Annotated in this window: 33 protein-coding genes; 13 read left to right on the top strand and 20 right to left on the bottom strand. The window is 69.6% G+C overall.

Annotated elements, in window-relative coordinates; all coding sequences use genetic code 11:
- Positions 1-65: 65 nt before the first annotated feature.
- The 4 genes from AB0I12_RS11980 to AB0I12_RS11965 all read right to left on the bottom strand — a co-directional run bounded on the left by AB0I12_RS11980 (position 66) and on the right by AB0I12_RS11965 (position 2,865).
- Positions 66-719 (bottom strand): nucleotidyltransferase domain-containing protein, encoded by a 654-nt coding sequence (locus AB0I12_RS11980; RefSeq protein WP_359928193.1) that lies wholly within the window; start codon positions 717-719, stop codon positions 66-68.
- Positions 720-725: 6 nt separating this feature from the next.
- Entirely contained in the window at positions 726-1,424 is a 699-nt protein-coding gene (locus AB0I12_RS11975) for a class I SAM-dependent methyltransferase (protein ID WP_359928190.1), read from the bottom strand.
- A gap of 44 nt (positions 1,425-1,468) precedes the next feature.
- Positions 1,469-2,227, bottom strand: coding sequence for a phosphotransferase (locus AB0I12_RS11970; RefSeq protein WP_359928187.1), 759 nt, complete (start codon positions 2,225-2,227; stop codon positions 1,469-1,471).
- A 62-nt stretch (positions 2,228-2,289) separates the two neighbouring features.
- A complete protein-coding gene (locus AB0I12_RS11965; RefSeq protein ID WP_359928185.1) occupies positions 2,290-2,865 on the bottom strand; it encodes a TetR/AcrR family transcriptional regulator in 576 nt (191 codons plus the stop codon).
- Between the two features lie 130 nt (positions 2,866-2,995).
- On the opposite strand from AB0I12_RS11965, the gene AB0I12_RS11960 reads away from it, so the two are divergent.
- The 3 genes from AB0I12_RS11960 to AB0I12_RS11950 are packed head-to-tail and all read left to right on the top strand — an operon-like array spanning position 2,996 to position 5,485.
- The gene (locus AB0I12_RS11960; RefSeq protein ID WP_359928182.1) at positions 2,996-3,556 is read left to right on the top strand and encodes a hypothetical protein; all 561 of its coding nucleotides are present in this window, start codon (positions 2,996-2,998) and stop codon (positions 3,554-3,556) included.
- A gap of 1 nt (position 3,557) precedes the next feature.
- A complete protein-coding gene (locus AB0I12_RS11955; protein ID WP_359928179.1) occupies positions 3,558-5,003 on the top strand; it encodes an NAD(P)/FAD-dependent oxidoreductase in 1,446 nt (481 codons plus the stop codon).
- 20 nt (positions 5,004-5,023) lie between these two features.
- The gene (locus AB0I12_RS11950) at positions 5,024-5,485 is read left to right on the top strand and encodes a GNAT family N-acetyltransferase (protein ID WP_359928176.1); all 462 of its coding nucleotides are present in this window, start codon (positions 5,024-5,026) and stop codon (positions 5,483-5,485) included.
- On the opposite strand, the gene AB0I12_RS11945 is transcribed toward AB0I12_RS11950, so the two are convergent.
- Positions 5,482-6,462 carry a helix-turn-helix domain-containing protein gene (locus tag AB0I12_RS11945; RefSeq protein WP_359928174.1) on the bottom strand — a complete coding sequence of 327 codons (981 nt, stop codon included), beginning with the start codon at positions 6,460-6,462 and terminating at the stop codon, positions 5,482-5,484. The two genes, AB0I12_RS11950 and AB0I12_RS11945, sit on opposite strands and share 4 nt — an antisense overlap.
- A gap of 71 nt (positions 6,463-6,533) precedes the next feature.
- Between AB0I12_RS11945 and AB0I12_RS11940 the strand changes: the two genes are divergently transcribed.
- Both AB0I12_RS11940 and AB0I12_RS11935 read left to right on the top strand, forming a co-directional pair.
- On the top strand, positions 6,534-6,671 hold the full coding sequence (locus AB0I12_RS11940; protein ID WP_359928171.1) for a hypothetical protein: 138 nt from the start codon (positions 6,534-6,536) through the stop codon (positions 6,669-6,671).
- A complete protein-coding gene (locus AB0I12_RS11935) occupies positions 6,668-7,774 on the top strand; it encodes an FAD-binding oxidoreductase (protein WP_359928169.1) in 1,107 nt (368 codons plus the stop codon). The genes AB0I12_RS11940 and AB0I12_RS11935 overlap by 4 nt, the downstream gene beginning before the upstream one ends.
- 1 nt (position 7,775) lies before the next feature.
- On the opposite strand, the gene AB0I12_RS11930 is transcribed toward AB0I12_RS11935, so the two are convergent.
- Both AB0I12_RS11930 and AB0I12_RS11925 read right to left on the bottom strand, forming a co-directional pair.
- Positions 7,776-8,351: an inositol monophosphatase family protein gene (locus AB0I12_RS11930; protein WP_359928167.1), complete on the bottom strand. Its 576-nt coding sequence runs from the start codon at positions 8,349-8,351 to the stop codon at positions 7,776-7,778.
- Between the two features lie 41 nt (positions 8,352-8,392).
- Positions 8,393-9,178, bottom strand: a complete 786-nt coding sequence (locus tag AB0I12_RS11925) for a helix-turn-helix transcriptional regulator (protein ID WP_359928164.1) — start codon at positions 9,176-9,178, stop codon at positions 8,393-8,395.
- Between the two features lie 134 nt (positions 9,179-9,312).
- On the opposite strand from AB0I12_RS11925, the gene AB0I12_RS11920 reads away from it, so the two are divergent.
- The gene (locus AB0I12_RS11920) at positions 9,313-9,738 is read left to right on the top strand and encodes an Ohr family peroxiredoxin (protein ID WP_359928161.1); all 426 of its coding nucleotides are present in this window, start codon (positions 9,313-9,315) and stop codon (positions 9,736-9,738) included.
- A 3-nt stretch (positions 9,739-9,741) separates the two neighbouring features.
- Here AB0I12_RS11920 and AB0I12_RS11915 read toward each other — a convergent pair whose 3' ends face one another.
- From AB0I12_RS11915 to AB0I12_RS11875, 9 genes are all read right to left on the bottom strand, one after another.
- Complete coding sequence (locus AB0I12_RS11915) at positions 9,742-10,368, bottom strand: HAD-IA family hydrolase (protein ID WP_359928158.1); 627 nt, start codon at positions 10,366-10,368, stop codon at positions 9,742-9,744.
- Positions 10,361-10,492 (bottom strand): hypothetical protein, encoded by a 132-nt coding sequence (locus AB0I12_RS11910; protein WP_359928155.1) that lies wholly within the window; start codon positions 10,490-10,492, stop codon positions 10,361-10,363. The genes AB0I12_RS11915 and AB0I12_RS11910 overlap by 8 nt, the downstream gene beginning before the upstream one ends.
- A gap of 2 nt (positions 10,493-10,494) precedes the next feature.
- Positions 10,495-10,839, bottom strand: coding sequence for a VOC family protein (locus AB0I12_RS11905; protein WP_359928152.1), 345 nt, complete (start codon positions 10,837-10,839; stop codon positions 10,495-10,497).
- Between the two features lie 91 nt (positions 10,840-10,930).
- A complete protein-coding gene (locus AB0I12_RS11900; RefSeq protein WP_359928150.1) occupies positions 10,931-13,297 on the bottom strand; it encodes an excinuclease ABC subunit UvrA in 2,367 nt (788 codons plus the stop codon).
- Positions 13,298-13,327: 30 nt separating this feature from the next.
- Entirely contained in the window at positions 13,328-13,738 is a 411-nt protein-coding gene (locus AB0I12_RS11895) for a VOC family protein (RefSeq protein ID WP_359928147.1), read from the bottom strand.
- A gap of 9 nt (positions 13,739-13,747) precedes the next feature.
- Positions 13,748-14,191, bottom strand: coding sequence for an AraC family transcriptional regulator (locus AB0I12_RS11890; protein WP_359928145.1), 444 nt, complete (start codon positions 14,189-14,191; stop codon positions 13,748-13,750).
- Positions 14,192-14,262: 71 nt separating this feature from the next.
- Entirely contained in the window at positions 14,263-15,027 is a 765-nt protein-coding gene (locus AB0I12_RS11885; RefSeq protein ID WP_359928142.1) for a hypothetical protein, read from the bottom strand.
- Between the two features lie 313 nt (positions 15,028-15,340).
- Positions 15,341-16,909, bottom strand: coding sequence for a hypothetical protein (locus tag AB0I12_RS11880; protein WP_359928139.1), 1,569 nt, complete (start codon positions 16,907-16,909; stop codon positions 15,341-15,343).
- Between the two features lie 62 nt (positions 16,910-16,971).
- Entirely contained in the window at positions 16,972-17,958 is a 987-nt protein-coding gene (locus AB0I12_RS11875; RefSeq protein WP_359928136.1) for a saccharopine dehydrogenase NADP-binding domain-containing protein, read from the bottom strand.
- Between the two features lie 72 nt (positions 17,959-18,030).
- Between AB0I12_RS11875 and AB0I12_RS11870 the strand changes: the two genes are divergently transcribed.
- From AB0I12_RS11870 to AB0I12_RS11850, 5 genes are all read left to right on the top strand, one after another.
- A complete protein-coding gene (locus AB0I12_RS11870; protein ID WP_359928133.1) occupies positions 18,031-18,966 on the top strand; it encodes a helix-turn-helix domain-containing protein in 936 nt (311 codons plus the stop codon).
- Positions 18,967-18,977: 11 nt separating this feature from the next.
- On the top strand, positions 18,978-19,406 hold the full coding sequence (locus AB0I12_RS11865; RefSeq protein ID WP_359928130.1) for a VOC family protein: 429 nt from the start codon (positions 18,978-18,980) through the stop codon (positions 19,404-19,406).
- Positions 19,403-20,194 carry an alpha/beta hydrolase gene (locus tag AB0I12_RS11860; protein ID WP_359928128.1) on the top strand — a complete coding sequence of 264 codons (792 nt, stop codon included), beginning with the start codon at positions 19,403-19,405 and terminating at the stop codon, positions 20,192-20,194. Before AB0I12_RS11865 ends, AB0I12_RS11860 begins: the two co-directional genes overlap by 4 nt.
- A gap of 5 nt (positions 20,195-20,199) precedes the next feature.
- Positions 20,200-21,072: an AraC family transcriptional regulator gene (locus tag AB0I12_RS11855; RefSeq protein ID WP_359929751.1), complete on the top strand. Its 873-nt coding sequence runs from the start codon at positions 20,200-20,202 to the stop codon at positions 21,070-21,072.
- 69 nt (positions 21,073-21,141) lie between these two features.
- Positions 21,142-21,903 (top strand): SDR family oxidoreductase, encoded by a 762-nt coding sequence (locus tag AB0I12_RS11850; RefSeq protein WP_359928125.1) that lies wholly within the window; start codon positions 21,142-21,144, stop codon positions 21,901-21,903.
- On the opposite strand, the gene AB0I12_RS11845 is transcribed toward AB0I12_RS11850, so the two are convergent.
- Entirely contained in the window at positions 21,904-22,704 is an 801-nt protein-coding gene (locus AB0I12_RS11845) for a MerR family transcriptional regulator (protein ID WP_359928122.1), read from the bottom strand.
- Between the two features lie 80 nt (positions 22,705-22,784).
- Between AB0I12_RS11845 and AB0I12_RS11840 the strand changes: the two genes are divergently transcribed.
- The gene (locus AB0I12_RS11840; RefSeq protein WP_359928119.1) at positions 22,785-23,546 is read left to right on the top strand and encodes an SDR family oxidoreductase; all 762 of its coding nucleotides are present in this window, start codon (positions 22,785-22,787) and stop codon (positions 23,544-23,546) included.
- 9 nt (positions 23,547-23,555) lie between these two features.
- On the top strand, positions 23,556-23,876 hold the full coding sequence (locus AB0I12_RS11835) for a nuclear transport factor 2 family protein (RefSeq protein ID WP_359928116.1): 321 nt from the start codon (positions 23,556-23,558) through the stop codon (positions 23,874-23,876).
- Here AB0I12_RS11835 and AB0I12_RS11830 read toward each other — a convergent pair.
- The 3 genes from AB0I12_RS11830 to AB0I12_RS11820 form a co-directional block, all read right to left on the bottom strand.
- Entirely contained in the window at positions 23,866-24,819 is a 954-nt protein-coding gene (locus AB0I12_RS11830) for a small ribosomal subunit Rsm22 family protein (RefSeq protein WP_359928113.1), read from the bottom strand. The genes AB0I12_RS11835 and AB0I12_RS11830 overlap by 11 nt on opposite strands.
- Positions 24,820-25,035: 216 nt before the next feature.
- On the bottom strand, positions 25,036-25,626 hold the full coding sequence (locus tag AB0I12_RS11825; protein ID WP_359928110.1) for a VOC family protein: 591 nt from the start codon (positions 25,624-25,626) through the stop codon (positions 25,036-25,038).
- Positions 25,627-25,635: 9 nt separating this feature from the next.
- A complete protein-coding gene (locus AB0I12_RS11820; RefSeq protein WP_359928107.1) occupies positions 25,636-26,394 on the bottom strand; it encodes a DinB family protein in 759 nt (252 codons plus the stop codon).
- Between the last annotated feature and the right edge of the window lie 154 nt (positions 26,395-26,548).

Genomic DNA, 26,548 nt, shown 5'->3' with positions numbered 1-26,548 from the left:
ACACACGCTTGACGAACCAGCCTGGTGGAGGCGTGAGTGAGCACCTTGCCAAACGCGCCGCTCGGTTACTCCCAAAGGTCCGGTCCAGTGATTGCCCTGACGACGTCGAGGTAGCGGTGAACCGCGGCGGAGGCTGTGGCGTGTCCTTCAACGCGCGAGAGTACGACGGCCAGCCGGGCGCCGACCCCGACATCGGAGGGCGCGTTCAGCATCGACGCCATCGCCGCGGCCTTGTCCAGGTCGCCACGCGCGAGGTATTTCGCCGCCAAAGGCAGCATGGCCACGGCGAACACATCGGGATCCGGTGCGGGCCCTGGTGTACCTCGACCCACCAGCTCGAGCGTCTCCGACAGATCGAGATTCCCAGCCGTGCCGGCGCCGGTCAGCAGCCGAGAATCTCGGGGCACCGGCGCACCTGTCGGCCACCAGTACCAGTCGACCCACAGCGGCAGCGGCCCGACGTCGTACATCGCCCCGACGTACCCACCGCCGGCGGGTCCGTTACCCGGCATCGCGAAGCTGAGCAGCGGGTGGTCGAGGGTGCGGTCTCTGCCGACGACGATGATGTCGACGTCGCTCCACTCGTCGGCCGTTCCGGCCCCGAGTGAACCAGTCAGCCAGACTCCCTCGGCCCGTAGGCGCGGCACGGTCTCCGCCAGCCACCGGGCGCGCCCGCGAGCCAGCGCCGCCAGCATGCTCCGTGCCTCGTCCGGTGTCACGCGACGTCAGCAGGCTTCGAGGACGAAGAAGATGAAGCAGATGAAGCGTGCGGGGTGGTTCTGGTGCGGCGGGCGGAGCTCGGGCGGGGTGTCCGGGGAGACCGGCGGTTCGCTGATGACAGAGATGCGGAAGCCGGCCGCGGTGAAGGCGTCGTTCATTGCCTGGAGGGGGCGGTGCCAGTTTCTGTAGGTGACCGTGCGGCCGGCGTGCTCGGCGTCGTACGAGAACTCGGCGATGTCGAAGTAGTTGGCGTCGGGGTTCAACGCCGTGTACACGATCGGGTGGTTCACCGAAAGGATGAGGCGCCCACCAGGCTTCAGCACCCGGCGGAGCTCGGCCAGGGGCCCGGTCCAGTCTTCCAGGTAGTGCAGCACGAGCGATGCCATGACGTCGTCGAATTGCGCATCGTCGTACGGGAGCGGCTTCGCCAGGTCGCCGACCGTCAGGTCAGCGTCCTCCCCCAGCCTCTCGCGGGCCAGATCGAGCATTTCGGCGCTCAGGTCGAAGCCGGACATGATCGCGCCCCGATCGCGAAGCGCCGCGGACAGCGGTCCTGAACCGCAGCCGACATCGAGGATCCGACGGCCTGCGACGTCACCGGCAAGGTTCAGCATGGCGGGCCGCTCGTAGTGGCCGTTGAGCAGATTGAGTTCGTTGTCCGCGGAGTACGCCGCAGCAAACTCGTCGAAATCGGTCTTCGGCACCTGGCGCTCCCTCGTACACAACTGGTCGAACACCCGATCCAACATCAACCGCCGGGCGCTGTCGAGGAAGGCGTCAGCAAGGCCCTGTTGTCCGCCACCCATCGCAGCTCGGCGGCTTCTTCGTCGATCATGCCGTCGGCAACCCAGCTGCGTTGGGGCTCGATGCCGTGTGCGGCCAGGGACAGTACGAGGTCGATCGTTGCCTGACCACGCCTGACGATGGCGTCGACCACGTCGAACCGCAGTGTCGGGCCGTACGCCGCCAGGAAGCGCCGGATGCGTTCGCGACGATCCGGGACGGCCGGGAAGTGGTGCCATCCCAGGCAGTGCTCGTCCGCTCGCGTCGGCGCGAACCAGAACAGGGCGTACGCGATGTCGTCGACGGGATCGCCAGGATGCAGGTAATCCCAGTCGAACACTCCCCTCGCCTGTCCATCCCTCCACACGAAGTTCCACGGCCCGGGGTCGCCGTGACAGAAGACTTGGCCGGGCTGTGGCGGCGCGGCGAGCACCGGGTGTCCGAAGACCGCGTCGGCCGGCGGCACCCAGGTACGCGACGCGTCGTGAATCCGGCGCAGCAGCCGCGCGGCCGATTCGAGTCCCTCGATATTGTGCTGGTGTTTCCACGCGTCACCGCCCGCGTCCCCTTCGAGCAGGCGCAGCGTCTCCGTCGTACCGTCGTTCGACAACGGCTCGGGAACCACGTCCTCCAGTCCCTGGGCGCGCAGGTGCTCGAGGAACGCGTGCACCGTCGCCGTCTGCGCGGACGCGGGACGAGTCACGATCCCGCCAGCAATCCTCACCGCCCGAAACTCCGCATTCGTGTCGGCTGCCCGAGCGCGCGCGGAGGTTCCGTCCTCTTGGGTCATGCCGGCGACGGGTGTTCGCGGCTGCGGTAGGTCAGGAGGCCTTCCACGCCGCGGAGGAAAGTGTCGCAGACGGGTTTGGGGTCGGTCAGGCAGCCGGCGGCCATGGCGCCGTCGCGGAGCATGACGAAGTGGCGAGCCGCGGGCTCCGCGTCGATCTTTCCGAGGTCGGTGAACAGCTCGGTCATCGTGTCCAGGAACCACTGCCGGTGACTCAGCACGGCCTGGTGGACCGGGAACTCGGGGTCGGGATACTCCGCGGCGGCGTTCAGGAACGCGCACCCGCGGAACCCGTCGCGCTGGATGTCCTCGGCGATGAACCGGCTGACGGCCCGGATGACGTCCTCGGGGCCGGCGCTCTCGGCCCGTGCGGTCTCGACCCGTTCACGGATCGCCGCGTCGGCCTGGGTCAGGTACGCGACGATCAGGTCGTCCTTGCTCGGGAAATGCCGGTACAACGTCGCCCGTGTCACCTTCGCCTCGGCGACGACCCGGTCGATCCCCACGGCGTGGATGCCGTCGGCATAGAACAGCTCGCCGGCCGTGCCGAGCAGCCGCGCCCGCGCTTCTGACATCCGCTCCCCTTCGATCTCTCGCAGTGCTGCCGAGATTAGCAGACAGAACGATCGGTCTTGACAATACCGTGCGTCATCGGACAACCTCTAGTAGACCGATCGTTCTATCTACCCGTACTGCGAGGATTCCGTGTCCACCTCCTATGCCACCAAGCCCGACGCCGGCCTCAAGGCGCTCCGCACGCTGTACTTCGTCCGCTTCGGCTTCGCCGTCGTCTGGGCGGTCCTGATGATGGGGATCGGCAAGACGATCAACCCGGGAACTGTCGTTCTCCTGCTGATCTATCCCTTGTTCGACGTCGCCGCGGCCGTGGTCGACTTCCGTACGTCGGGTGCCACCCGCCCGAAAGCGCCGCTCTACGCCAACATGGCCCTGAGCCTGCTCACCGCTGTCGGGCTGGGCGTCGCGTCCGCGTCCGGCATCCCCGCCGTACTGCGGGTGTGGGGCGCGTGGGCGATCACCGCGGGTGTCGTGCAGCTGATCGTCGCGATCCTGCGGTACCGGCTCGGCGGTCAGTGGGCGATGATCCTGAGCGGCGGCATCTCGGTGCTCGCCGGCGGCAGTTTCGTCGTGATGGCCGGCGGGCCGAAAGCCTCCCTCGCCTCCGTCGCGGGCTATGCGATCCTGGGCGGCGTGTTCTTCCTGATCTCCGCGGTCCGCCTGCACCGCCTCACCTCGAAGGCGAACTGACATGACGGACAGCACGGTGGACGTGGTCGTCATCGGCGCCGGACCCGTCGGCGAGAACGTGGCCGACCGCGTCGTCCAGGGAGGCCTCACCGCCGCGATCGTGGAGCACGAACTCGTCGGCGGCGAATGCTCGTACTGGGCCTGCATGCCCACCAAAGCCCTGCTCCGCGACGCCGCCGCGCTGCGTGCCGCTCGCGCGCTCCCGGCCGCGGGCCAGACGGTCAACGGTGACCTGGACCCGGCCCTCGTGCTGGCCAGGCGCGACCGGTTCACGTCGAACTGGAGCGACGCCGGCCAGGTCGAGTGGCTGAACCAGGCAGGCATCACGCTGGCCCGCGGCCACGGACGTGTCACCGGGCCACGTACCGTCGCCGTTACCCACTCAGACGGTACGACGACAACGCTGCACGCGAACCAGGCGGTTGTGATCGCCACTGGCAGCAGCGCGTTCCTGCCGCCGATTCAGGGATTGGCGGACGTCAAGCCGTGGACGAGCCGCGACGCGGCCGCCGTACGGTCGGTCCCGGAGCGGTTGGCGATCGTTGGCGGGGGCGTCGTGGCCTCCGAGATGGCGACCGCGTTCATCGCGCTCGGCGCCCAGGTGACGCTCGTATCGCAGAGCCGGCTCCTGCCGGGTGTCGAGCGGTTCGCCGGTGAACAGGTGGCCGCCGCTCTGCGCTCGGCCGGAGCGACACTGCACCTGGAGGTCGACGCCACCGAGGTGCGCCGGGACGCCGCGGGAGCGGCGCACCTCACGCTCTCCGACGGCACGTCCGTCGAAGCCGACGAGGTTCTCGTCGCCACCGGGCGGACGCCCAACACGAACGATGTCGGCCTGGACAGCATCGGGCTCACGCCAGGCGACTGGTTGCAGGTCGACGACGCGCTCGCCGTCCTGGATGACACCGGCGAGCCTGTCGGCGACGGCTGGCTGTACGCCGCGGGCGACGTCAACCAGCGGGTCCTGCTGACCCATCACGGCAAATACCAGGCTCGGGCGCTCGGCGACGCGATCGCCGCACGTGCCCGCGGCGATCAGCTGGGCCTGGGCAGGTGGGGACGCCATGCGGTGACCGCCGACGTGGACGCCGCGACCCAGGTGATCTTCACCGATCCCGAGGTCGCCGCTGTCGGGCTCTCCGCGGAGGCCGCGGCGGCCGCCGGCCGGAAGACCCGGGTCGTCGACTACGACCTCGGCGCGGTCTCCGGGGCCGCACTGCACGCCGACGACTATCGCGGACAGGCGCGGATGGTCGTCGACGACGACCGCAACGTCCTGATCGGCTTCACCGCGGTCGGGCCCGATGTCGCCGAGCTTCTGCACGCCGCCACCATCGCGATCGTCGGCGAGGTGCCGCTGGACCGGCTCTGGCACGCGGTGCCGGCGTACCCGACGATCAGCGAGATCTGGCTGCGCCTGCTGGAAACCGATGGGCGCGATCGCTAGCTCGTGAAAAGCTCGGCGTCGTGCGGATCAGTGAGGCAAAGGCGGACGACGTACCGGGGCTCGCGCGGTTGTTGTGGCTGAACGGCTGTGACGAGGAGCCGGAGCAGCAGGCGGTCGATGCGTTCGCGGCGGAGCTCGGGCAGTGGTGGGACGCGCGCGACGGCTCGCATGTCGCGTACGTCGCCCGCGAGGACGCGGCCGGGATCGTCGGTATGGCATGGGTCGCGTTGGTCCCTCGCGTACCGCGTCCTGGGATGTTGAGCCGGATGTCGGCGGATATCCAGAGCGTCTTCGTGCTGCCCGAGCAGCGCGGCCGCGGGATCGGGTCGGCGCTGGTGCAAGCCGCCACCGACCACGCCATGCGGCTCCGATCTGTGCACGTGACGGTTCACTCGGGGAGCAAGGCTGTGCCGGTGTACGAGCGGCTGGGGTTCGAGTCGTCGCGTCAGCTCCTGCAGCGATACCCGGACAGCCGCGTCTAGCGGGCCCGGAAGCTGCGTCGGTAGGCCATCGGTGAAGTCCTGATGTGCTTGGCGAAGTGCTGGCGCATCGCGACCGAAGTGCCGAAGCCGCAGTGCCGGGAGATCTCCTCGACGGACAGGTCGGTGGTCTCCAGCAGCTCCTGCGCGTGATGTACGCGCTGCCGCAGCAGCCATTGCAGCGGCGTCGTGCCGGTCTGTTCCCGGAATTTGCGGTTGACGGTGCGCGGGCTGGTCCCGACGTACGCCGCGATGTCCGCCAACGTGACCGGTTCGCCCAGTCGTTGCCGTAGCCACCGCATTGCCGGCTCCAGGGAACCGTGGTCGTCGCCGGGTTCGGGGTGTGCGACGTACGGCGCCTGGCCGCCGTCGCGCTGCAGCGGTACGACCATGTGCCGCGCGACGTCGGCGGCGACCGCGGAGCCGAAGTCCTGCCGGATCATGTGCAGGCACATGTCGATCCCGCTCGCCGCCCCGGCCGAGGTGAGGACGTCGCCGTGGTCGATGAACAGCACGTCGGTGTCGACCTGCACCTGCGGGTACCGCTCGGCGAGGTCGCGCGCACGTGACCAGTGCGTCGCGATCCGGCGGCCGTCCAGCAAGCCGGATTCGGCCATCACCCGTGCACCCCCCGCGCTGATGGAGGCGATCCTGACGCCGCGCCGATGCGCCTCACGCAGCAGGTCGAGCATCTGGGCCGACGACGCACGCCCCGACGTGGCGCCGATGACCACGATGGTGTCCGAGTCGAGCGCATCGGCGAGCGTGTACGGCGGCGTGCACCCGAACATCTCGACGCCGCCGACGCCGGCCACCACCACCTCGCGGGCCTCGCCGCACACCCGTAGGTCGTAGAGCCGCGGTCCGAACAGCTCGCCCGCCTTCTTCTCCAGCGAATGCGCCGTACTGAACACCTGGAGCGGCATCGACAGGTCGAAACTGTGGATCCCGTCCACGACGAGGACTGCGATCCGGTGCATGGCGATAATCTATCGGACGACGGCATTCTTGCCACTGTCGTCACGCGGTGATCGCTTCGACGATGGAGCACATGGTTCTCGCGGTTCTCCTGTCAGCCGGCTCCGTCGTCGTTCTCCTCGCGATGGGTCTGATCACCGGCCAACTCCTCGGTGACGACGCCGAAGACTGGGCGCGGCGCGTCCTGCGGAAGAGGAAGGCACGTCGATGAGCCGGGTCGCCGTCATCGGGGCCGGCATCGTCGGAGCCTGCGTGGGCTGGGAGCTGGCCCGGCGCGGGGCGCAGGTGGTGTTCATCGACGCGGGCAGGCCGGGCGAAGGCGTCACCAACTGGTCGTTCTCGTGGGTCAACGCCGGCAACAAGACCGCGCGCAGGTCGTACTTCGATCTGAACGTCGTGGGCATGGCGGCGTACCGTGATCTCGCCCGGACGATCGGGCCGGATTCGTGGTGGCATCCCAGCGGCCATCTGCGCTGGGCTGACGATCAGGCTGAACTCCTGGAGAACGCTCGCCTCCTGGCTGATTGGGGCTACCGGGTCGAGTTGTCCACCGGAGCTGACGTACGCCGTCGTCTCGAGCCGGCTCTCGCGATTGCCGACGACGTTCCGGTTCTGTTCTGTCCGGACGAGGCCTGGGTGCACGGCCGCCGCCTTGTCGGTCGACTGGTCGACGAGGCTGTGGCGCTGGGCGCCGAACGGCGCTTCGGTACCGCGGTGCGTGACATCGTCACGGGTTCGGACGGGAGCGTCCGGGCGGTCGTCCTGTCGGACGGGAGCCGCCTCGAGGTCGACTGCGTCGTGAACGCCGCAGGGCCGGATGCATCGCAGATCGCGGGTCTTGTTGGCCGAGAGCTGTCGATGCGCCATGAACCGGGCGTCGTCACGCGGCTGAGCTGCGCTGGGGTGCCGGTGCGGCGGGCGATGCATGCGCCGCACGTCGAGATCCGCCCAGATGGAAACAGTTTGGTAGTACTCCACAGCCGCGAGGTCGACGCGCGGATCGAGGCCGGCGAAGACGCATCCCAGCTCGCCCGTCGGCTGCGAGTCTTGGCGCGGCGCGTCGTACCCGAGCTCGGTGGCGCGACCATCGCAGCGACCCGGATCGCGCATCGGCCTATCCCGGCGGACGGGTACCCATCGGTGGGTGCGCTGCCGTCGGTGCCCGGCTACTACGAGGCCGTTTCCCACAGCGGCATCACGCTCGGCCCGGTCCTCGGCCGGCTGCTCGCCGCAGAAATCCTCAACGGAAACAGTGCTGATCTGCTCGCGGATTTCCGGCCGGAGAGATTCCGTGGTCAGGAGCGGGTCGGGTAGTTCAAGGTGGCGAGGAGCTGGGGGTGGAGGTTGGCGTTCGAGTACAGGCCGCCGCCTCGGTCTGCGGCGTGGCCGCCGGCGCGAGGCGAGCGCGCGAGTCGTTGTCCATGGCAATCAGTACGGCGTGTTCCGTAGTTTCCGTCGCACTGACCTGAAGCCGCCGCGGCTCGTCACGCGGCCAGGACGACTCGAAAGCACCACCACCCCGCGTCGCCCACCACGACAACCCCAGCGCGGGAGAGGCAACGACCGCCAGCTCGGTGACTCCCCGCACCTCGAGGGCGATCTGGATCCGCCAGTTCGGATCCCGTCTGCTGAAGAACCGCGTGCCGTCGATCGGATCGAGGATCCAGAGCCGCTCCGACTCCCCCAGCCGCCCGAACTCCTCCCCGAGAAACGCATCCCCCGGCCGAGCCGCCGACAACGTCCCCCGCAACAACTCCTCGACGGCACGATCCGCCTCGGTGACCGGCGTACCGTCCTCCTTCAGCGAAACCGCGACCCCGGCCTCGAAGTACCGGAGAGCAACCTCCGCCGCACGATCCACAGCATCGAACGCCAACCGAAGATCATCCACCCCACCGGACCCTAACAACAGCAACGCGGCGGGGACCGTGGTCAGCCGGCAAGTTGCTGGAGGCGGGTGGCGCTGTCCGGGTTCGCGGGGAGGAAGGTTTCGATGGCCAGGCTGGCGGCGGTGACTTCCAAGGGGGCGCCGATGGTGGCGATGAGGGTGAACAGGCGGACCGGGCCCAGGCGGGTGTTGAGGTCGAGCGTGACCATGGGTTGCTGGGCGGGCGCCGTCGGGAGCTTGTCCGGCAGGTAGCTCTCGACCTCGTCGAGGAGGCTGGCGAGCGCTTCGTCGGCGGTGTCTCGGCTCTTGCGTTTGAGTTGGTGGATCAGGCCGAGACTGCACGCGGCGGTCATCGACGAGATGCTGGGGAGACCGCCGGGGTGGACGGACAGGCGGAGCATGTTCATCGGAGGTTTCAGGAGCTCGGGGTCGACACCTTCCCAGAGCAACGCCGCGGCGTTGTTCGCGTCGACGAGGTTCCAGAGGCCGTCGACGATCAGTGCCGGGTTGGGCATGTGCGCGTCGATCAGCTCGCGCAACGGTTCGCGGAGCGGGAGCATCGCGGCCGAGTCGTACGGCTGGTCCAGGTAGCGCGGCGCGTACCCGCCCGCGAGCAGCAGCCGGTTCTGTTCGGCCAGCGGCAGGTCGAGATGGTTCGCGAGGTGGACCAGCAGCTGCCGGCTCGGTTGGGCACGGCCGGTCTCGACGAAGCTCAGATGTTTGGTCGACACCTCGGCGTCGACCGCCAGGTCCAGCTGGCTCATCCGCCGGTGCGTCCGCCAGAAGCGCAACAGCTCCCCGACGATCTGTGGCTCCTCCAGCACGGTCACGAGCTCAGCGTACGGCGGCCGCGCGCCGCGCAGCCATTACCCGCGAGGTAACTGCACCAAGGAGGTAATTGAGCCGCTCCCCCGCTGCCCGGGATCGTTGCCGGTGTTCGCACAACGACCTGGAGGCCACCACCATGAACCCCACCACCGTGAACCCCACGTACACCGCCGTCGCCACCGCGTCCGGACGTGACTCCCGCGCCGTCACCGCCGACGGGCAGCTCGACATCCAGCTAGCCATGCCGAAGGAGATGGGCGGCACCGGCGACGGGCTCAACCCCGAGCAGCTGTTCGCCGCCGGGTGGGCGGCCTGCTTCTCGACCGTGCTGGGCATCCTGGCCAAGCGTCAGAACCTCGACGCCAAGGACGTCGCGGTGACCGCCGAGGTCAGCCTCGTCCCCGCCGGCGGGAGGCTCGACCTCGCGGCCGTCCTGCGGGTCGAACTGCCCGACCACCTGCGCGGCGAGGTCGGCGACAAGTTGCTTGAGGCAACCCACGCCACCTGCCCGTACTCCCGCGCCACCCACGGCAACATCTCCGTGGACGTCATCGCCGAGTGAGCTTCAACCGGTGACCCGGGCATCCACGCCGTGAGTGGCGAACAGCTCGTGCAGAGCCGCGTGCCCCTGGGTGAAGTCCCACTGCTCGGCGCGCAGACCGGCGGCGCGGGCGCCGGTGATGTTGCGGGGCATGTCGTCGATGAACAGGATCGCGCCGGCGTCCGCCCCGATCCGTTCCGCGGCCAGCGTGAAGAACGCCGGGTCGGGCTTGGCGACGCCGAGGTCGTACGAGTAGCAGCTGACGTCGAACAGGTCGTCGTACCCGAGCGCCGCCCGCATGTGCGCGCCGCGGTAGTTCTCCTGGTTGGTGCCGAGGTGTACGCCGTACCCCTTGCGCTTCAGGGTCCGCACGATGTCGAGGGACTCCTCGATCAGCACGATGTTCTTCCACACCGCGTCGTACACCTCGGTCACCGGCGTGCGCACGCCGTACTTCACCAGTGACGCCTCGAGCACCGGCAGGTAGTCGCCGCGTCCGGCGAGCATCGGCAGCTCGTCGGACCAGGTCTCGTGCAGGAAGTCCCGCGCCCGGTCTCCGAGGTACGGCTCCATGGCCGCGTACCACCCGCCGGGCAGGTCCTGCAGGACGCCGTCCGCGTCGAACAACACGTGCCGGATGCGCTCATTCATGCAGGACAGGATGCCGGACCGGCTCGTCGGCGCCGACAGATTTCTCGTCCTCCGGTACGTCGCCGGCTACTTCCTGCCGGACGCCGAACAGGGCCGCGCGGACCTCCCGCGGGACGTTGCACATGGTCAGGACGGGTCTTGCAGGATGCCGAGGACGTTGCCGTCGGGGTCGGTGAGGGTGGCGACGAGGCGGCCCTGGCCGACGTCCTTCGGGGCGTCCTTGACGGTGCCGCCGGCGGCGGTGATCTCCTTGATCTTGGCCTCGATGTCGGTCACGTGCCAGTACGCGATCGGCGAGGTCATGTCGCTGTTCGGGACCAGGCCGATCTGCTGCCCTTCGGCCTCGTACCCGACGTAGTACGGCGAGTCCGCCATCGGCTCGACACCGAGCAGCGCGGTGTACACCGGCTTGGCCTTCTCGAGGTCGGTGACGGGGTGCAGGATCGTGTTGACGCCTAGCGTGGTGGTCATGTCGTCGCTCCAGAATCGTGGGCCGCAGCCCTTGACGTTTACTGACTCCAACGCTATTTTGCACCCGCTCCCGGTGCTTCTCGATTCCTGATCAGTTCGGCCCGACGTACTCCGCGAGGTGCTTGCCGGTCAGCGTCTTCGGCTTCTTGATCAGGTCCGCCGGGGTGCCCTCGAACACGACCTTGCCGCCGTCGTGGCCGGCGCCCGGGCCGAGGTCGATGATCCAGTCGGCGTGCGCCATCACGGCCTGGTGGTGCTCGATGACGATCACCGACTTGCCGGCGTCGACCAGCCGGTCCAGCAGGCCGAGGAGCTGCTCGACGTCGGCCAGGTGCAGACCGGTGGTCGGCTCGTCGAGGACGTAGATACCGCCCTTCTCCCCCATGTGCGTGGCCAGCTTCAACCGCTGCCGCTCGCCGCCGGACAGCGTCGTGAGCGGCTGCCCGAGCGACAGGTACCCGAGGCCGACGTCGTTCAGCCGCTCGAGGATCTTCTCCGCGGCCGGTACCCGCGCCTCGCCCTCGGCGAAGTACGTCAGCGCCTCCGACACCGGCATCGCGAGCACCTCGGCGATGTTCTTCCCGCCGAACGTGTACTCCAGCACGGCCGCCTGGAAGCGCCGGCCCTCGCACTCCTCGCACGGCGCCTCGACAGTCGCCATCACGCCGAGCTCGGTGTAGATCACACCCGCGCCCTTGCACGCCGGGCAGGCGCCCTCGGAGTTCGCGCTGAACAGCGCCGGCTTCACCCCGTTCGCCTTGGCGAACGCCTTCCGGATCGGGTCCAGCAGACCTGTGTACGTGGCCGGGTTGCTCCGCCGGGAGCCGCGGATCGCGCCCTGGTCGATCGCGATGACGCCGTCGCGGTCGGCGATCGACCCCTGGATCAGCGAACTCTTCCCGGATCCGGCGACGCCGGTGACGACCACCAGGACCCCGAGCGGTACGTCGACATCCACGTCCTGCAGGTTGTTGGTCGAGGCCCCGCGGATCTCCAGCGCGTCCGAGGACGACCGCACCGACGGCTTCACCGAGGCCTTGTCGTCCAGGTGCCGCCCGGTCAGGGTCCCGCTGGTCCGCAGCTTGGCGAGCGTGCCCTCGAACACCACCTCGCCGCCGCCCGAGCCCGCGCCGGGACCGAGGTCGATCACATGATCGGCGATCGCGATCGTCTCCGGCTTGTGCTCCACGACGAGCACCGTGTTGCCCTTGTTGCGCAGCTGCAGCAGCAGCTCGTTCATCCGCTGGATGTCGTGCGGGTGCAGACCGATCGTCGGCTCGTCGAACACGTACGTGACGTCGGTCAGCGACGACCCGAGGTGGCGGATCATCTTCGTGCGCTGTGCCTCACCGCCGGACAGCGTGCCGGCCGGGCGCTCCAGGGACAGGTACCCCAGGCCGATGTCGACGAACGAGTCGAGGGTGTCGCCGAGCGCCTTCAGCAGCGGCGCGACCGACGGCTCCTTCAGCGCCCGGATCCAGGCGGCCAGGTCGGTGATCTGCATCGCGCAGAGATCCGCGATGTTCTTGCCGCTGATCTTCGACGCCCGCGCCTCGGCGCCGAGCCGCGTCCCGTCGCAGTCCGGGCAGATCGTGAACGTCACGGCCCGCTCGACGAACGCGCGGATGTGCGGCTGCATCGCGTCGACGTCCTTGGACAGGAACGAGCGCTGGATCGCCGGGATGATCCCGTTGTAGGTGAGATTGATGCCCTCGACCTTGATCTTGGTCGGCTCCCGGTACAGCAGGTCGTGCAGTTCCTTCTTGGTGTACTTCTTGATCGGCTTGTCCGGGTTGAAGAAGCCGGAGCCGCGGAAGATCCGCCCGTACCAGCCGTCCATGCTGTAGCCGGGGATCGTCAGCGCGCCCTCGTTCAGCGACTTGTTCTCGTCGTACAGCGCGGTCAGGTCGAAGTCGGTGACCGAGCCCATGCCCTCGCAGCGCGGGCACATGCCGCCGGCGTACACCTGCTCGCGGACGACCTTCCTCTCGCCGGCGCCCTTGTCGGCCGTCATCGAGCCGGTCGCGGTGCGCTTCGGGACGTTGAACGAGTACGCCGTGGGCGGGCCGGCGTGCGGTTTCGCGATCCGGCTGAACAGGATCCGGAGCATCGCGTTCGCGTCGGTCGCCGTGCCGACCGTGGAGCGCGGGTTGGCGCCCATCCGCTCCTGGTCGACGATGATCGCGGTGGTCAGGCCGTCGAGGACGTCGACCTCGGGGCGGGCCTGGTTCGGCATGAAGCCCTGGACGAACGCGCTGTAGGTCTCGTTGATCAGCCGCTGCGACTCGGCGGCGATGGTGCCGAACACCAGCGAGCTCTTGCCCGAGCCGGACACCCCGGTGAACGCCGTCAGCCGGCGCTTCGGGATCTCGACACTGACGTCCTTCAGGTTGTTCACCCGAGCGCCGGTCACCCGGATCAAGTCGTGGCTGTCGGCAACATGCTCCTCGCGGGCCATGCGTTCGTCCTCCCCAGAGAGTCGTTTGTGTCAGGATGCCTGGTTGATCCGGATGTGGTTGCCGGCCGGGTCGCGGAACGCGCAGTCGCGGATGCCGTACGGCTGGTCGACGGGTTCCTGGATGACCTCGGCGTCGGTGGCCTGCAGGCGCTCGAACAGGTCGTCCAGGTCGTCGGTCTGCAGCACCAGGGTCGCGTAGGTGCCCTTCGCCATCATCTCGCTGATCGTGCGCCGCTCGTCGTCGGTGACGCCGGGGTCGGCGGCCGGCGGGTAGAGCACGATGCCGGTGTCCGGCTGACCGGCCGGGCCGACGGTGATCCAGCGCATGCCCTCGTACCCGACGTCGGTGCGGACCTCGAAGCCGAGGACGTCGCGGTAGAACTTCACCGACTCCTCGGGGTCGGTGTGCGGCAGGAAGCTGGCGTGAATCTTGATCTCCATGACCGTACGCTACGTGCCGGTCGTGGGAGTTGCTTCTCGATTCCTGATGGGTCGCGTGACCTGTTTCGCGACGCACGACGGGATCCCGAGCGTCGCGTCGCCGGCGTGCTCCTTGTAGACGCTCGGCGGCATCCCGACCAGCTCGGTGAACCGGGTGCTGAACGTGCCCAGCGACTGGCAGCCGACCGCGAAACAGACGTCGGTCACGCTCATCCCGCCGCGGCGCAGCAGCATCATCGCCCGCTCGATCCGACGGGTCATCAGATACCCGTACGGCGACTCTCCGTAAGCGCGCTTGAACTCGCGGCTCAGGTGTCCCGACGACATGTGCGCGCCGCGCGCGAGCGCCTCGACGTCCAGCGGCTGCGCGTACTCCCGGTCGATCCGGTCCTTCACGCGCCGCAGCCGCGCCAGGTCCTGCAGGCGCTGCTCCTCCGTCGTACCGCTACTCACCGTAGGAATCCTGCCATGTCAGTCAGTGGAAGTCACTCCACCCGGCCGGCACGGCAGGTCCGATCCGCTCGTCAGCCCCGCGGGCCGACGCCGCTGGTCTTGACCTGGCCCGAACTCGTGCCAGTTCCCGCTGCCGCACCATCGGTGCGCTCGGCCGGTGCCGTCGCCCTCGGTGCCGGCTGCGCGTCCAGGGTGTGCCGGACGCTGCGAGCCAACTCCGGGTCCGCCTGCGTGGCGAGGCTCGCATTCATCGCCTTCACGCCGGCGTCCGCCGTGGCGTACCCGAGGCGGTACGCGAAGTTCTGCTCCTGGTCGCCCACCGCGGGCGCACCATCGTAGCGTCCCTCGAGCAGGCGCTGGCTCATCGCGTTCCGTACCTCGGCGACCTTGTCCGGATCCGGGTGGTGCCACCGCTCGCCGTTCGGACCCGGATCGGCGGAGGTGACGATGCTCCGGGCGGCGTTCTCGAGCGTCCGGTCGGCATCGCCGCGGGCCATCTGCGCGCGCACGTTCGGCAACCAGTCGGTGTTGTCGATGTGGAAGCCGATGTTGTCGTCCCGGTTGTATTCCTCGGCGAGCCGCTGGGCGAACCCGTCGCTCAGGTCGCCGAGCGGACCCTTCGGGAGGTCGGCCCAGCGCCCGTTGCTGCTCGCCCGCCAGCGCATCGCCGCGGCTGCGCTCGCGTTCATCACGGCGTCCGACCACGGCACGTCGCGGCCGTCCTGCTCGAAGGCCCGAAGCTGCATGGTCGCACCGGTGGCGTCCAGCGCCCGGCGCCACCAGGCGTCGTCGGAGGGGTTGCGGTAGTTGCCTGGTTCGACGTGCGATTGGGACATCGGCGCCCTTCAGCTGGTTCCGGATCGGCGACGACAAGATGTCACGCCGGCGGGGTCAGCCGCCGGTGCTGCCGTCGAGCTGCGCGATGATCTCGTCGGGCGCTTGTATCTCGCCGGTTAACTGCTGACGTTGTCCCTTCCCCGCTCGTATCCGAGAGGCGAACAGGCAATCTGAAGGGTGAACCACCAAACCCGCAAGCGGCCTGAACCGCGGGGCACCGGAGGCTCCACATCCCGACGGCGTGACGGGTTGGGGAGGATGTCCTGCTCGATCCGGCACACGATCCTCCCCAGGTCCGTTTAGTCGTGGTCATCAGGCGCCCCAGTTGAGGTAGGCGACGTTGGCCAGTAGCCAGCCGAAGCCGATGGCCTGCTGGCCGTCGCGTTCCGGCGTTGGCTGGTAGCGGTTGTAGAGGGCGAGGCAGTGGGCGTGGATGCGGGGATCCCAGGGGGCGGCCTGCATCCAGCGCGGAGCCTGGTGCGCGACCGAAGCTGCGCCGGTCGCGCCGCCGGCGACGGTCGTGTGTACGGCGGGGAGCCCGTCCGCGTCGGTGGTCGCGACGTTCTGGGTGAAGGTCCGCGCGATCCGCTCCATGTCCTGCCCGGTGAACGCGAGCCGGGCCCGGAACGCCCGGACGGCGAACTCGACGTCGATCGCGCCGTGGCTGATGTCCTCGAACTGGCGCGCCGGCCCACCCGACGGAGTGAAGATCGAGACGTCGGTCGCCGGGTCACCGGTCTTCGTGAACCCCTCGTAGATCCGTCCGCCCATCGGCCAGTAATGCCACTGGTACGCGCCACCGGCGTCGACCGCGAGCTGCCCCGCCAGCATCCGCCCCATCGCCGCGACCTTCTGCCGGTAGCTGCTGTCGCCGGTCGCGAGCGCGAGCTCGACGAGCGTCTGCCCGAGGCCTACCGACTGGTTGATCGGCTGCTCACACCCGTCGTACGCGAGCGGCTGGCCCTTCGGCCAGATCAGATGCCCGCCGTCCCGGTACTCCCAGTCGTGGACGGCGACTGCCTCGCGGCACGCGGTCAGGTACTCGGCCGCCTTCCGCCCGTACCGGCGGCGCAGGACGGGTGAGCCGGCGACGATCCGGACGAAGCTCGCGATCGGGTACGTGATCATCCCGGTGTGGACGGCGAAGATCACCGGCCGGCAGCGCATCTCGTACGTCCCGAGCCGCGGTACGTCGCCGGCGCGCGGCGCCTCCCGCCGATCGGCAGCCGTGAGCTGGAGCGGTCCGGGCGCGGCCGCGTAGATCCGGCTGACGGCGTAGGCGGGGCTGGCCGGGTCGAGCGAGAGGTCGGTGAGCGTGACTGTGCGGTTCACGAAGGTGTTCACGAGCCGAACGGTGAACGTGTCCGGCCGGGTCCCGGCGGTGACGGTGACCGTGGTGTCCTCGGCGTACGACAACGCCTCGCGGAGATCGAGCAGCGGTTGCCCGTTGCCGTCGGCAAGGGTTGCGTACCCGGTCGTGTACGGGTGGTCGGCCCGCCACGCCGGGAGCGACAGCCCGCGATAGTCCGTGACGCCGCGCGCGCTGTCGCGGACCGCGAGGACCTGGTCGACATTGTCGATCAGCCGGTCGAGGTAGTACGTGTCGCGGTACTTCTCGTACATACGGACCAGGCCGAGCAGGACGTACGACTGGCTCCAGGCGAGCATGCCGGATCGGCCGTCGCGGTTGGTGTTGTCGTTCGGCTGGTCCGGCTGACCGGGACCACCCTCCTGGAAGAGGCGGTCCCAGTCGTCGAACGTCTTCCGGGCCGTGTAGTCGATCCCGTCGGCGTACGCCGGCGTCGTGCCGACGGCGCCGGCCACGGCCCCGGCCGCGGTGAGTTGGAGGAGCGTACGGCGGGACGGGCGGAGGTCGGGCATGGCGGGTCTCCAGCTGTGAGGCGGTCCAGCAGGCGACCACCATTCTCCCGCAGGAAACCGATTTACGGCAGGTCGAGCGTGAGCGGCAAATCCTTGAGGAAGTCGACGGCGTCGAACATCGCACCGGCCGACGCCACGCCGGTCGTCCGCGTCTCGCCGGCCAGGATCCGTCGGACCGCGCCCACGGCCAGCGGCGCCGAGATCGCGTAGATGTCCTGACCGGTCGCCGTCGCCCGGCGCTCCTCGCCGCCGATCTTCACGCGGACGTCAACGACGAACGTCTGGTCGGACCGGCCCTGCTCGTCGACGGCGGTCGGCGCCGGGGTCTCGGTGTCCGCCAGGTCACCGGCGGCCTCGAGCGTCATGTACGTGCGGACCTCGGGGACGGCGACGTGGGTCGGGATCGTGATGACGTCGGCCATCGTGAACTCGGCGATCACGCGCCGCCGGCCGAGCGGACCGGGGAACGTCCAGTCCTGCTGGACCACCTCGCCCTGGTGGTACTGCAGGCTGCCTCCGGAGAAGCGCACCCGGCGACCGTCCCGCCGGTCGTGCGAGACCTGACCGGCAGCGCGGGTCCCGGGCGTCGGGTGCCAACTGCTCAGCCCGTACGCGACGTGCACCTCGTCGGCGGTCGTCAGCTCCCCTAGTGCTGCCGTCGTCAGCAGGTCTCCGAGTCCGCCGTAGAACGCCATCGCCGGCACGACCGGGATGTCGCTGTGCCGGGCGAGGGTCGAGACGTTCGCTTCGAGCTCGGCCGCAACGTCGACGTACGGGATCCGGGCGCGAGCGGCGGCGTCGATGATCGGGTCGGCGGTGGTGGCGAACGGGCCCGCGCAGTTGATGACAGCCACCGCGCTCTTCAGGGCCTGGTCGAGGGCGTGCGGGTCGTCGACGGCAGCCGGGCGGATGTCGAGGTCGCCCCACTGGGCCGCGAGTGCGGCCTGGTTGCGGCCCGAGACCGCGACGGGAAGGTTCTGCCGGACGAGTTCCTCGACGACGAAGCGGCCGGTGTGACCGGTGGCGCCGTACACCACGATTGCGTTCATGAGGTCGAGTCTGGCCGGTCCGGGCCGGGTGGCGTGAGAGTCCGGAACGACACCATCCGTACACTTTCGGACATGCACACTGTCGCGCTGGCCACGGCCGGTCACCTGCTCCACTTCGAGCTCGGGATCGCGTACGAGATCTTCGGCAATCCGCCCGTCGGCGCCGACGAGTGGTACGACGTCCGGCTGTGCGGGCCGCGGCCGGTCCAGGTCGGGCCGTTCGTGGTCGAGCCGACCGAGCCGCTCGACGCGATCGCGCGGGCCGACACGGTCCTGGTGCCGGCGCTCGCGGACGTCGACGAGCCGATGTCCGGCGAGCTCGTGGACGCGGTACGCACGGCGTACGACGCGGGTGCGCGGATCGCGTCGCTGTGCACCGGCGCGTTCGTGCTCGGTGCGGCCGGCATTCTCGACGGGCGGCGGGCGACCACGCACTGGGCGCACACGGACGTGCTGAGCGCGCGGTATCCGGAGGTCGTGGTGGATCCGGACGTGCTCTACACGGACAACGGGAAGGTGCTGACCGCGGCGGGCAAGGCCGCGGCGGTCGACCTGTGCCTGCACCTCGTCCAGCTCGATCACGGCGCGACGATCGCGAACACGGTCGCCCGGCGTCTCGTCGTACCGCCGCACCGTGCGGGCGGGCAGGCGCAGTTCGTGGCGACGCCTGTGCAGGTCAGCGGTGACCACTCGCTCGCGCAGTTGCTGGCTTGGGTGCAGGAGCGGCTGGACCAGCCGTTGACCGTGACGGACCTCGCCAAGCGCGCCAACACCAGCCCGCGCCACCTGGGCCGCCAGTTCCGTGCCGTCACCGGCCAGACCCCGCTCCAATGGCTGCTCACCCAACGGGTCCGCCGCGCCCAGCAACTCCTCGAGTCGACCGACGACCCGATCGAAAAGGTCGCCACCGCCACCGGCCTCGGCACGGCAACCACCCTGCGCCGACACTTCCAGCGCGTCGTCGGCGTACCCCCGAACACATACCGGCGCTCGTTCCGCAGCGCGTAGGCTCGGTCGGCATGAGCCTCGAGGAGCTGTATCCGCGCCGCATGCACACGGCTCTCGACACGACCGACGCGCGCGGGCTTGCTGAGTTCTACCGGGCTCTGCTCGGCCTGCAGTACCGGCCGGGCGACGAGCCGCCGGTCGACGGGACGCCGGATGACGCCGACTGGCTCGTGCTGGTGGACGCCGACGGCAACCGGCAGCTCGCGATCCAGCAGGTCGACGTGCTGACGCCGTCCACCTGGCCGTCATCCGAGGTGCCGATGCAGTTGCACATCGACTACGCAGTACCGTCGGCTCCGGAGCTCGAGCGGCATCGGCAGCGGGCCGAGGAGCTCGGTGCCATGGTTCTGCACGACCGGTCCGACGACGAGGGCGAACCGCTGTACGTCCTGGCCGATCCGGCGGGGCATCCGTTCTGTCTACTGGTGGGAGAACCGTGAGCAAGCAGACTGGGTACGCCGACGTGAACGGCCTGCGCATGTACTACGAAGTGCACGGCGAAGGCGGTACACCGTTGCTGTTGCTGCACGGCGGCCTGTTCAACATCGACCTGCAGTTCGGGGAACTGATCGACGGGCTGTCGGCCCGGCGGCAGGTGATCGCGACCGACTTCCAGGGGCACGGGTACACCAACGACATCGACCGCCCGCTGGGTACGGCGGAACTGGCGTCCGACGTGGTAGGGCTGCTGGCACGTCTCGACGTACCGAGGGTCGACCTGTTCGGGTTCAGCGTCGGCGGCGCGGTCGCCCTGTACCTCGCGATCGAGTATCCCGAGCTGGTACGCAAGGCCGTCATCTCGTCGGTCTCCTTCAACCCGTCGGGCGAGCGCGAGGAGAACGCGGCCGCGGTCGACTCGATGAAGGTCGAGATGATCGCCGGTACGCCGATGGAGGCCGACTACCTCGCGAAGTCGCCGCACCCCGATCACGACCACCTGCAGACGCTGCTCGACAAGCTCGGCGCGTACGACCGCGGCACCTCCGGCTGGTCCGACGACGACATCCGCGGCATCGAGGCCCCGACCTTGCTCACCTTCGGCGATGCCGATGCGGTGAAGCTCGAGCATGTCATCCGTTTCCACCAGCTCCGCGGCGGCGACGTCAACGGGGACTTCGTCGGCGTCCCCGCCTCCCAGCTCGCGATCTTCCCGGGCACCACCCACTTCACCGGCCTCGCCCGCACGCCGCTCGTCCTCGACGCGGTCACCACGTTCCTCGATGCGTGACGGCCATGCCGGGTCTGGCGGAGCTGCGTGAGCTGATCGTCCGGGCGTCTGGGCGTGAAGAGGTTGTCGACGGGCTGCTGGTGTCGGTGGTGACGGCAACCACCCCGCCGGCGGCGAGTCTGGCGACGCCGACTTTCGCGCTGGTGGCGCAGGGACGGAAGCGGTTGGCGCTCGGCGAGCAGGTTTTCGAGTACGGCGCCGGTGACTACCTCGTGGTCTCCGTCGACCTGCCGGTGACCGGGCACTTCGTCGAGGCGTCGCCGGACGCGCCGTGCCTCGGGGTCGGGCTCGAGCTTCGTCCCGAGGCGATCGCGGCGCTGCTGCTCGACGCGGCGGACAAACCTGGGCCGGTCCGCGGCCTGACCGTGAGCCGCGCATCGGCCGAAGTGATCGACGCGATGATTCGTCTGCTCCGCCTGGTCGACGAGCCGGACGACGCGCCCGTCCTCGCACCGCTCGTACAACGCGAGATCCTGTGGCGCCTGCTCCGCAGCCCGCAGGGGGCCGCCGTCCGCGACATCGGCCTGGCCGACAGCGGCCTGTCGCACGTCGCCCGCGTCATCCGGTGGATCCGCGACCACTACACCGAGCCGTTCCGCGTCGAGGACCTCGCCGCGATGGCCGGCCTGAGCACGTCGGCCTTCCACCGGCACTTCCGGACCGTGACCGAGCTGACCCCGATCCAGTTCCAGAAGAAGATCCGGCTGCAGGAGGCACGGCTGCGCGTGGTCGGGCTCGGCGAGGACGTGACCAGCGCCGGGTACGCCGTCGGTTACGACAGCCCGTCCCAGTTCAGCCGCGAGTACCGGCGGGAGTTCGGGATGCCGCCGAGTCGCGACCGAGCAGGATCAGGCAAGTCGCCGCGAGCATTGGTCTAACACCTTCCCTTGCGTGACGCGTGTACTGGTCAGGTACCTGATCCTGACCAGTAGGAGTTGTGCACGATCATGCATGTAGCTGTCATCACCGGCGGAAGTTCCGGCATCGGCCAGGGCGCGGCCTTCGAGCTCGCGAAGCGCGGCACGGCCGTCGTCGTCACCTACCGTGGCGGCCGCGAACGCGCCCTGGAGACGGTCGAGCGGATCGAGAAGGACGGCGGTACGGCGGTGGCGCTGCCGCTCGACGTCGCCCGCCCGGAAACGTTCGAAGCGTTCCGCGCCGCGCTCACCGACGTACTGCGGGGCTGGGACCGTACCTCGTTCGACGTCCTCGTCAGCAACGCCGGTGTCGGACAGCCGCCGGTCATGTTCGACGACACCACCGAGGAGCTGTTCGACCAGATGGTGAACGTCCACCTCAAAGGCCCGTACTTCCTCACCCAGACGCTGTTGCCGTTGATCGCCGACCACGGCGCGATCGTCTTCACGACCAGTACGTCGGCCCTCGAGTCGGCGCGGCCGACGCCCGGCTACTCGGTCTACGCCAGCGTCAAGGGTGCGCAGATCGTCCTGACCCGCTACCTCGCCAAGGAGCTGAGCGCCCGCGGGATCCGCGTCAACGCGGTCGCGCCCGGCGTGACCCGGACCCGGCTGGGCGACGACGCGTTCGCGCAGCATCCCGAGCTGATCCCGCCGATCGCCGAACGCACCGCCCTCGGCCGGATCGGCGAGTCCGACGACCTCGGCAAGGTCATCGCGTTCCTCGGCTCCCCGGACGCCGGCTGGATCACCGCCCAGACCGTCGAGGCGTCCGGCGGCTACGAGCTCTGATCAGCCGACCCGGAAGACAGGCCAGGCGATGCCGGTGCGCCAGGCCGCCGGGTCGGGGTCGTCCTGCGGGCGGACCGTGTACGTCTCCTGCACCGGGCCGGCCACGGCCAGCGCGTGCTCGTGCACCCAGGTCGCGAGCCGGCCGTAGGTGACGTCGATGTCGTCGTGAGATCCGTGGTGCACCGTGGCCGCGAGCTCGACGGCGGGCAGCTCGACCGGCCGCACCCGACCGTACGACGGCGCGTCCGCCACCGGGTAGTAGACCAGGACCCTCCCGCGTCCTTCGGCGAACAGGTCGTTGTCGTAGTGCCCGCCGGGCGGACCGAGCGGCTCGGCGACGGCGGCGTCGAGCTCGGCCATCGCCCCGTCGTACCACTGTAGGACCCCGTCCAGGCTCAGGGTGTCGGTGATCCCGGCAACCAATCGCGCGGGCTCCGTGCGGAGCTCGACCTGGAGAGGCCCCGGAGCGGGGCGGAGCAGCTGCTGCAGTGAGGTGACGGCCGCCCGGGTCCGCTCGAGCGTCTCCTGCAGGCGGTCGAGATGGACGGCGACGAGATCCGCGCGCCGGTCCGGGTCGTCGGTCGCGATGATCGCGGCGACCTCGGCCAGCGGTACGTCGAGCTCGCGCAGCCGGTGGATGACCTGCGCGGACGGGATCTGGTCGACGGTGTAGTAGCGGTAGCCGCTGGAGGCGTCGACCGTCGCCGGCTCGAGCAGCCCGCTCTCGTGGTACCGCCGCAGCGTGCGCACACTCAGATGGGTCGCCCGCGCGAACTCGCCGATCGTCAACCCGCTGCGCACGTCGTTCAGCCTGCACCCTCCCCCGGGGAGAGAGTCAACTCCTTGCGTCTCCCCCGGCGGGAGACGGCACCGTCGCCGGTATGAATCTCAGCAACCGCACGGCGGTGGTGACCGGGGCGAGCAAAGGCACCGGCGCCGCGATCACCGACCGTCTCCGTGCCGAGGGCGTCACCGTCCTCGGCGTCGCGCGCACCGCACCGGCCGACGCCGGGCTGTTCGTCACCGGCGACCTCACCACGCCCGACGGGACCGCCGCGGTCGCGGAAGCCGTCCGCGCCGAGTTCGGTACGCCGGACATCGTCGTCCACACGCTCGGTGGCTCGAGCAGTCCAGCCGGCGGGTACGCCGTACTCGACGATGACCTGTGGGACGCCGAGCTCCGGCTCAACCTGCTCGCCGCGGTCCGGCTCGACCGGGCGCTGCTCCCCGGGATGACCGAGCGGGGCGCCGGCGCGATCGTGCACGTGTCGTCGATCCAGCGGCGGATGCCGTTGCACGAGGCAACGCTCGGGTACGCCGCGGCCAAGGCGGCGCTCACGACGTACAGCAAAGGACTGTCGAACGAGGTCGCCGCGCACGGCATCCGCGTCAACGTCGTCTCGCCCGGCGCGATCCGGACCACGAGCGCCGACCACCTGGCCGACCGCATCGCCGCCGCCCGTGGCCTGACCCGCGACGAGGCCTGGCAGGACATCCTCGCGTCGCTCGGCGGCGTACCGCTGCAGCGCGCCGCCGAGCCCGGCGAGGTCGCCGACCTCGTCGCGTTCCTGGTCTCCGACCGCGCCTCCGCGATCACCGGCGCCGACTTCACCATCGACGCCGGCACCGTCCCCACCATCTGAGGAGCACCTGTGTTACCTGACACCATCACGAAGTACCTGATCGGTCACGTCACCCGGAACGTGCCGGCGGCGATGCGCTGGTACGCCGACGACGCCGAGGTCATCGACGACGGCAAGACCTATCGCGGCCGCGACGAGATCCGGGCCTGGCTGGCGAGGTCGGCGAGCGAGTACAGCTACACGACCGAGCTCACCAGCACCCGGCAGGTCGACGAGCACACCTACGTCGCGACTCACCACCTCGAGGGCAACTTTTCGGGCGGAACCGTCGACCTCGACTTCACCTTCACCCTCGTGGACGGACTCATCAGCCGGCTCGTCATCGCCTGAGCCCCGCACCCCACGCCGCACCCCACGCCGCGTCCCGGGCGCGGCGATACGACGGCGACGACTTCGGTACGACGACGCGCTCCGCCGTACCGTCCGGGGTGCACAGGTCGAGGACGACCTGGCCCTTGCGGCGCGTCGGCCGGGTCAGCACCCGCGCCTCGGCCGCGCGCACCGGGCGCCGGGTCGCGACGAGGTACGCGAACTTCTCGTCCTCGTAGTTGCGGGTGCCGTCCTTCAGGATCCGGTGGAGTTCGGTGCGTGGCAGGCGCGCCGCGAAATGGCACCAGTCGATCGGGCAGGGGCCTTGGTGCGGGCAGGGCGCCGCGATCGTGAACCCCTGAGCGATCAGCAGGTCGCGAGCAGCGAGCGTCCGGCGGTGACCACCCGGAGTGCCTGGTTCGACCAGGACGATCGTGGTCGCGGACTGGGCCGCGGCCAGGATCAGGTCGTCGCGGCGGTCGGCGGTGAGTTCGTTGAGGACGTATCCGATGGTGACCAGGTCGACCGGCCCGGGCGCGCTCCAGTGCCGGAGGTCAGCTGGTGTCCAGCGCCAGTTCCGCGCGAAGTTCCCCTCGGCAAGGTGCTTGCCGAGGGCAACGGCGGGTGGCTGACGCTCGACGATCTCGGTCGTGATCGCGGGCCACAGCGCGGCGGCGGCCCAGGCTGCGGCGCCCGTCCCGCCGCCGAGGTCCAGCTGCGTGGTGAAAGCCGCGTCGATGTGATGCTCGGCCATCGACAAGGCCGCGTGCAGCGCGCGGAACGTCGCCGGCATCCGGACCACGGCGTACGCGAGGGCGTCGAGTGGATCGCTCAGGCCGGGGGTCGCGTCGTCGACCTGTTCGGTTCGATAGCGGTGTGAGAGAGCGGCTACGCGGCGGCGTAGTGCGTGCTGGGGAACGCCGGCGACGGCGCGTGCGAGGGCAGCGTGAAGGTGAGTGTCCACGGAGGACATGCGGAAGCTCCGGTTCGATCGGCACGGAGTGCGCGGCTGTCTGAGCGCGCACGTGATCCGCGGCCAGACGCCGCGACGCACCGATCGGTCCGGAGAAGAAAGCTGTCAGCCCGTCAGCGGGCAGCAGCCGAGGAGGGAACGGCGCGGAACCGGACAACCTTCCAAGCCATCACACACCTCCTCGATTCAGCTCGACGATAACAGAGGTCAGCGGCCCTCCGACGTACACAGGCAGACCTTGTTGCCCTGCGGATCGGCGAGCACGATGAACGCGGGCGCCTCGTCGTCGTACACCACCTTGCCGCCGGCCGCGAGCGCTGCCTCGATCCGCCCGGGCACGACCTCGGGCGGCACCCACAGGTCGAGGTGGAACCGTTGGCGCGGCTCCTCGTGCGGCTTCGTGCCCTGGAACCACAGGTTCGCGACCCGTCCCGTCGGGTCGATGACGTCGTTGCCCGTGAAGGCTTCCGTGCTACCGGTCAGCACCGCCGCCCAGAACGGACCGAGCTCGACCAGGTCCGCCGTGTCCAACGCGACCTCGAGCTGCGACACGGCCGTCGGGTCGGCGGTCAGACCGTGCTCGGCCGCGATCGAGCTGATCCGCGCCGCGAGCTCCGCGTCCCTGGTCGCGACGTCAACGAACGACGCGCCGAGCCGCACCTCCGGTACGGCGTCCTGGCACGCCTCCCCCACCGCGGCCACGAACCGCGCGCCGTCCACGTAGGCGTCGATCAGGAATCTCGCGTGCAACGACTGCGCGAGCCGCCGCCAGTCCGCCACTTCGGTCTCCGCCACCATGTCCCGAGGCTACGTCCCGGGACCGACAGTTCGGGCCTGCAGTGTCGCGAGATCGCGCTCGGCGTACCGGCGATGCTCGAACTCCTCGGCGAGGATCGTGCCGAGGCACTCGCCGACGACGTAACTCTCGGACGCCGGGTAGCCGGGGCCGGGAACAGGTGCCGTGTGCTCGGTCAGTTGCTCGTCGGTCAGGTCGGCGAGCAACGCCCGTACGGTCGCCGCCCGGTCGCCGCGCAGCGCGAGTACCTCGTCGAGCGACGGACGAGCGCTCCGGTCCCGCGGTACGGGCGGCGTGTCGCGCATCTCGTCGTGGGGCAGGTCGAGCGGGTCCCACGGCTCAGGCACGCCGAGGACGGCACGCCGTACCCAGGCATCGGTCGCGAACGCGAGATGGCGCAGCGTCTCGATGAACGACCACTCGCCGTCCACCGACTCGTGCAAAAGCTCCGGCGGCAGCCGACGCGCCTTCGCCACGGTCTCCCCCCACAACTGCTCCAGCAGATCCCACGCCTCGCGATACCCGTCCGCGTCCGTCGGCCGCATCCGCTCACGCCCCGGGTACAGCCGGTTGAGCTCCGCGTCGACCAGCGGCACGACATCCACACCCCACACCGACAGATTCCGCATCTCACCGTCGAGCGACACGTCAACCAACCGCGCCCCACGAACCGTCGCCCCACTCAGATCCACATTCTCGAACCGAGCCCCACTCAGATCGACGTCGCGAAACACAGCCCCACTCAGATCCTGCGCCCTGAACTCACTCACGCCGCCAGCGTCCCAGAACTCGCGCGGCAGCGAGAAGGTGTAGGTGGGAGCTAAATAGTTTGTCCGGGGGTGGAAGGGGTTGGTGTACTCGGGGCGTACTGAAGAACAGGTGTCACGTTAAGGAGTCCGTCATGCGACCTCGCTTCATGTCTGT

Source organism: Kribbella sp. NPDC050459 (genome assembly GCF_040655315.1).
Classification (GTDB): Bacteria; Actinomycetota; Actinomycetes; order Propionibacteriales; family Kribbellaceae; genus Kribbella.
Note: the sequence above shows the minus strand (reverse complement) of the source record. Positions and strands in the feature narration are given on the sequence as shown.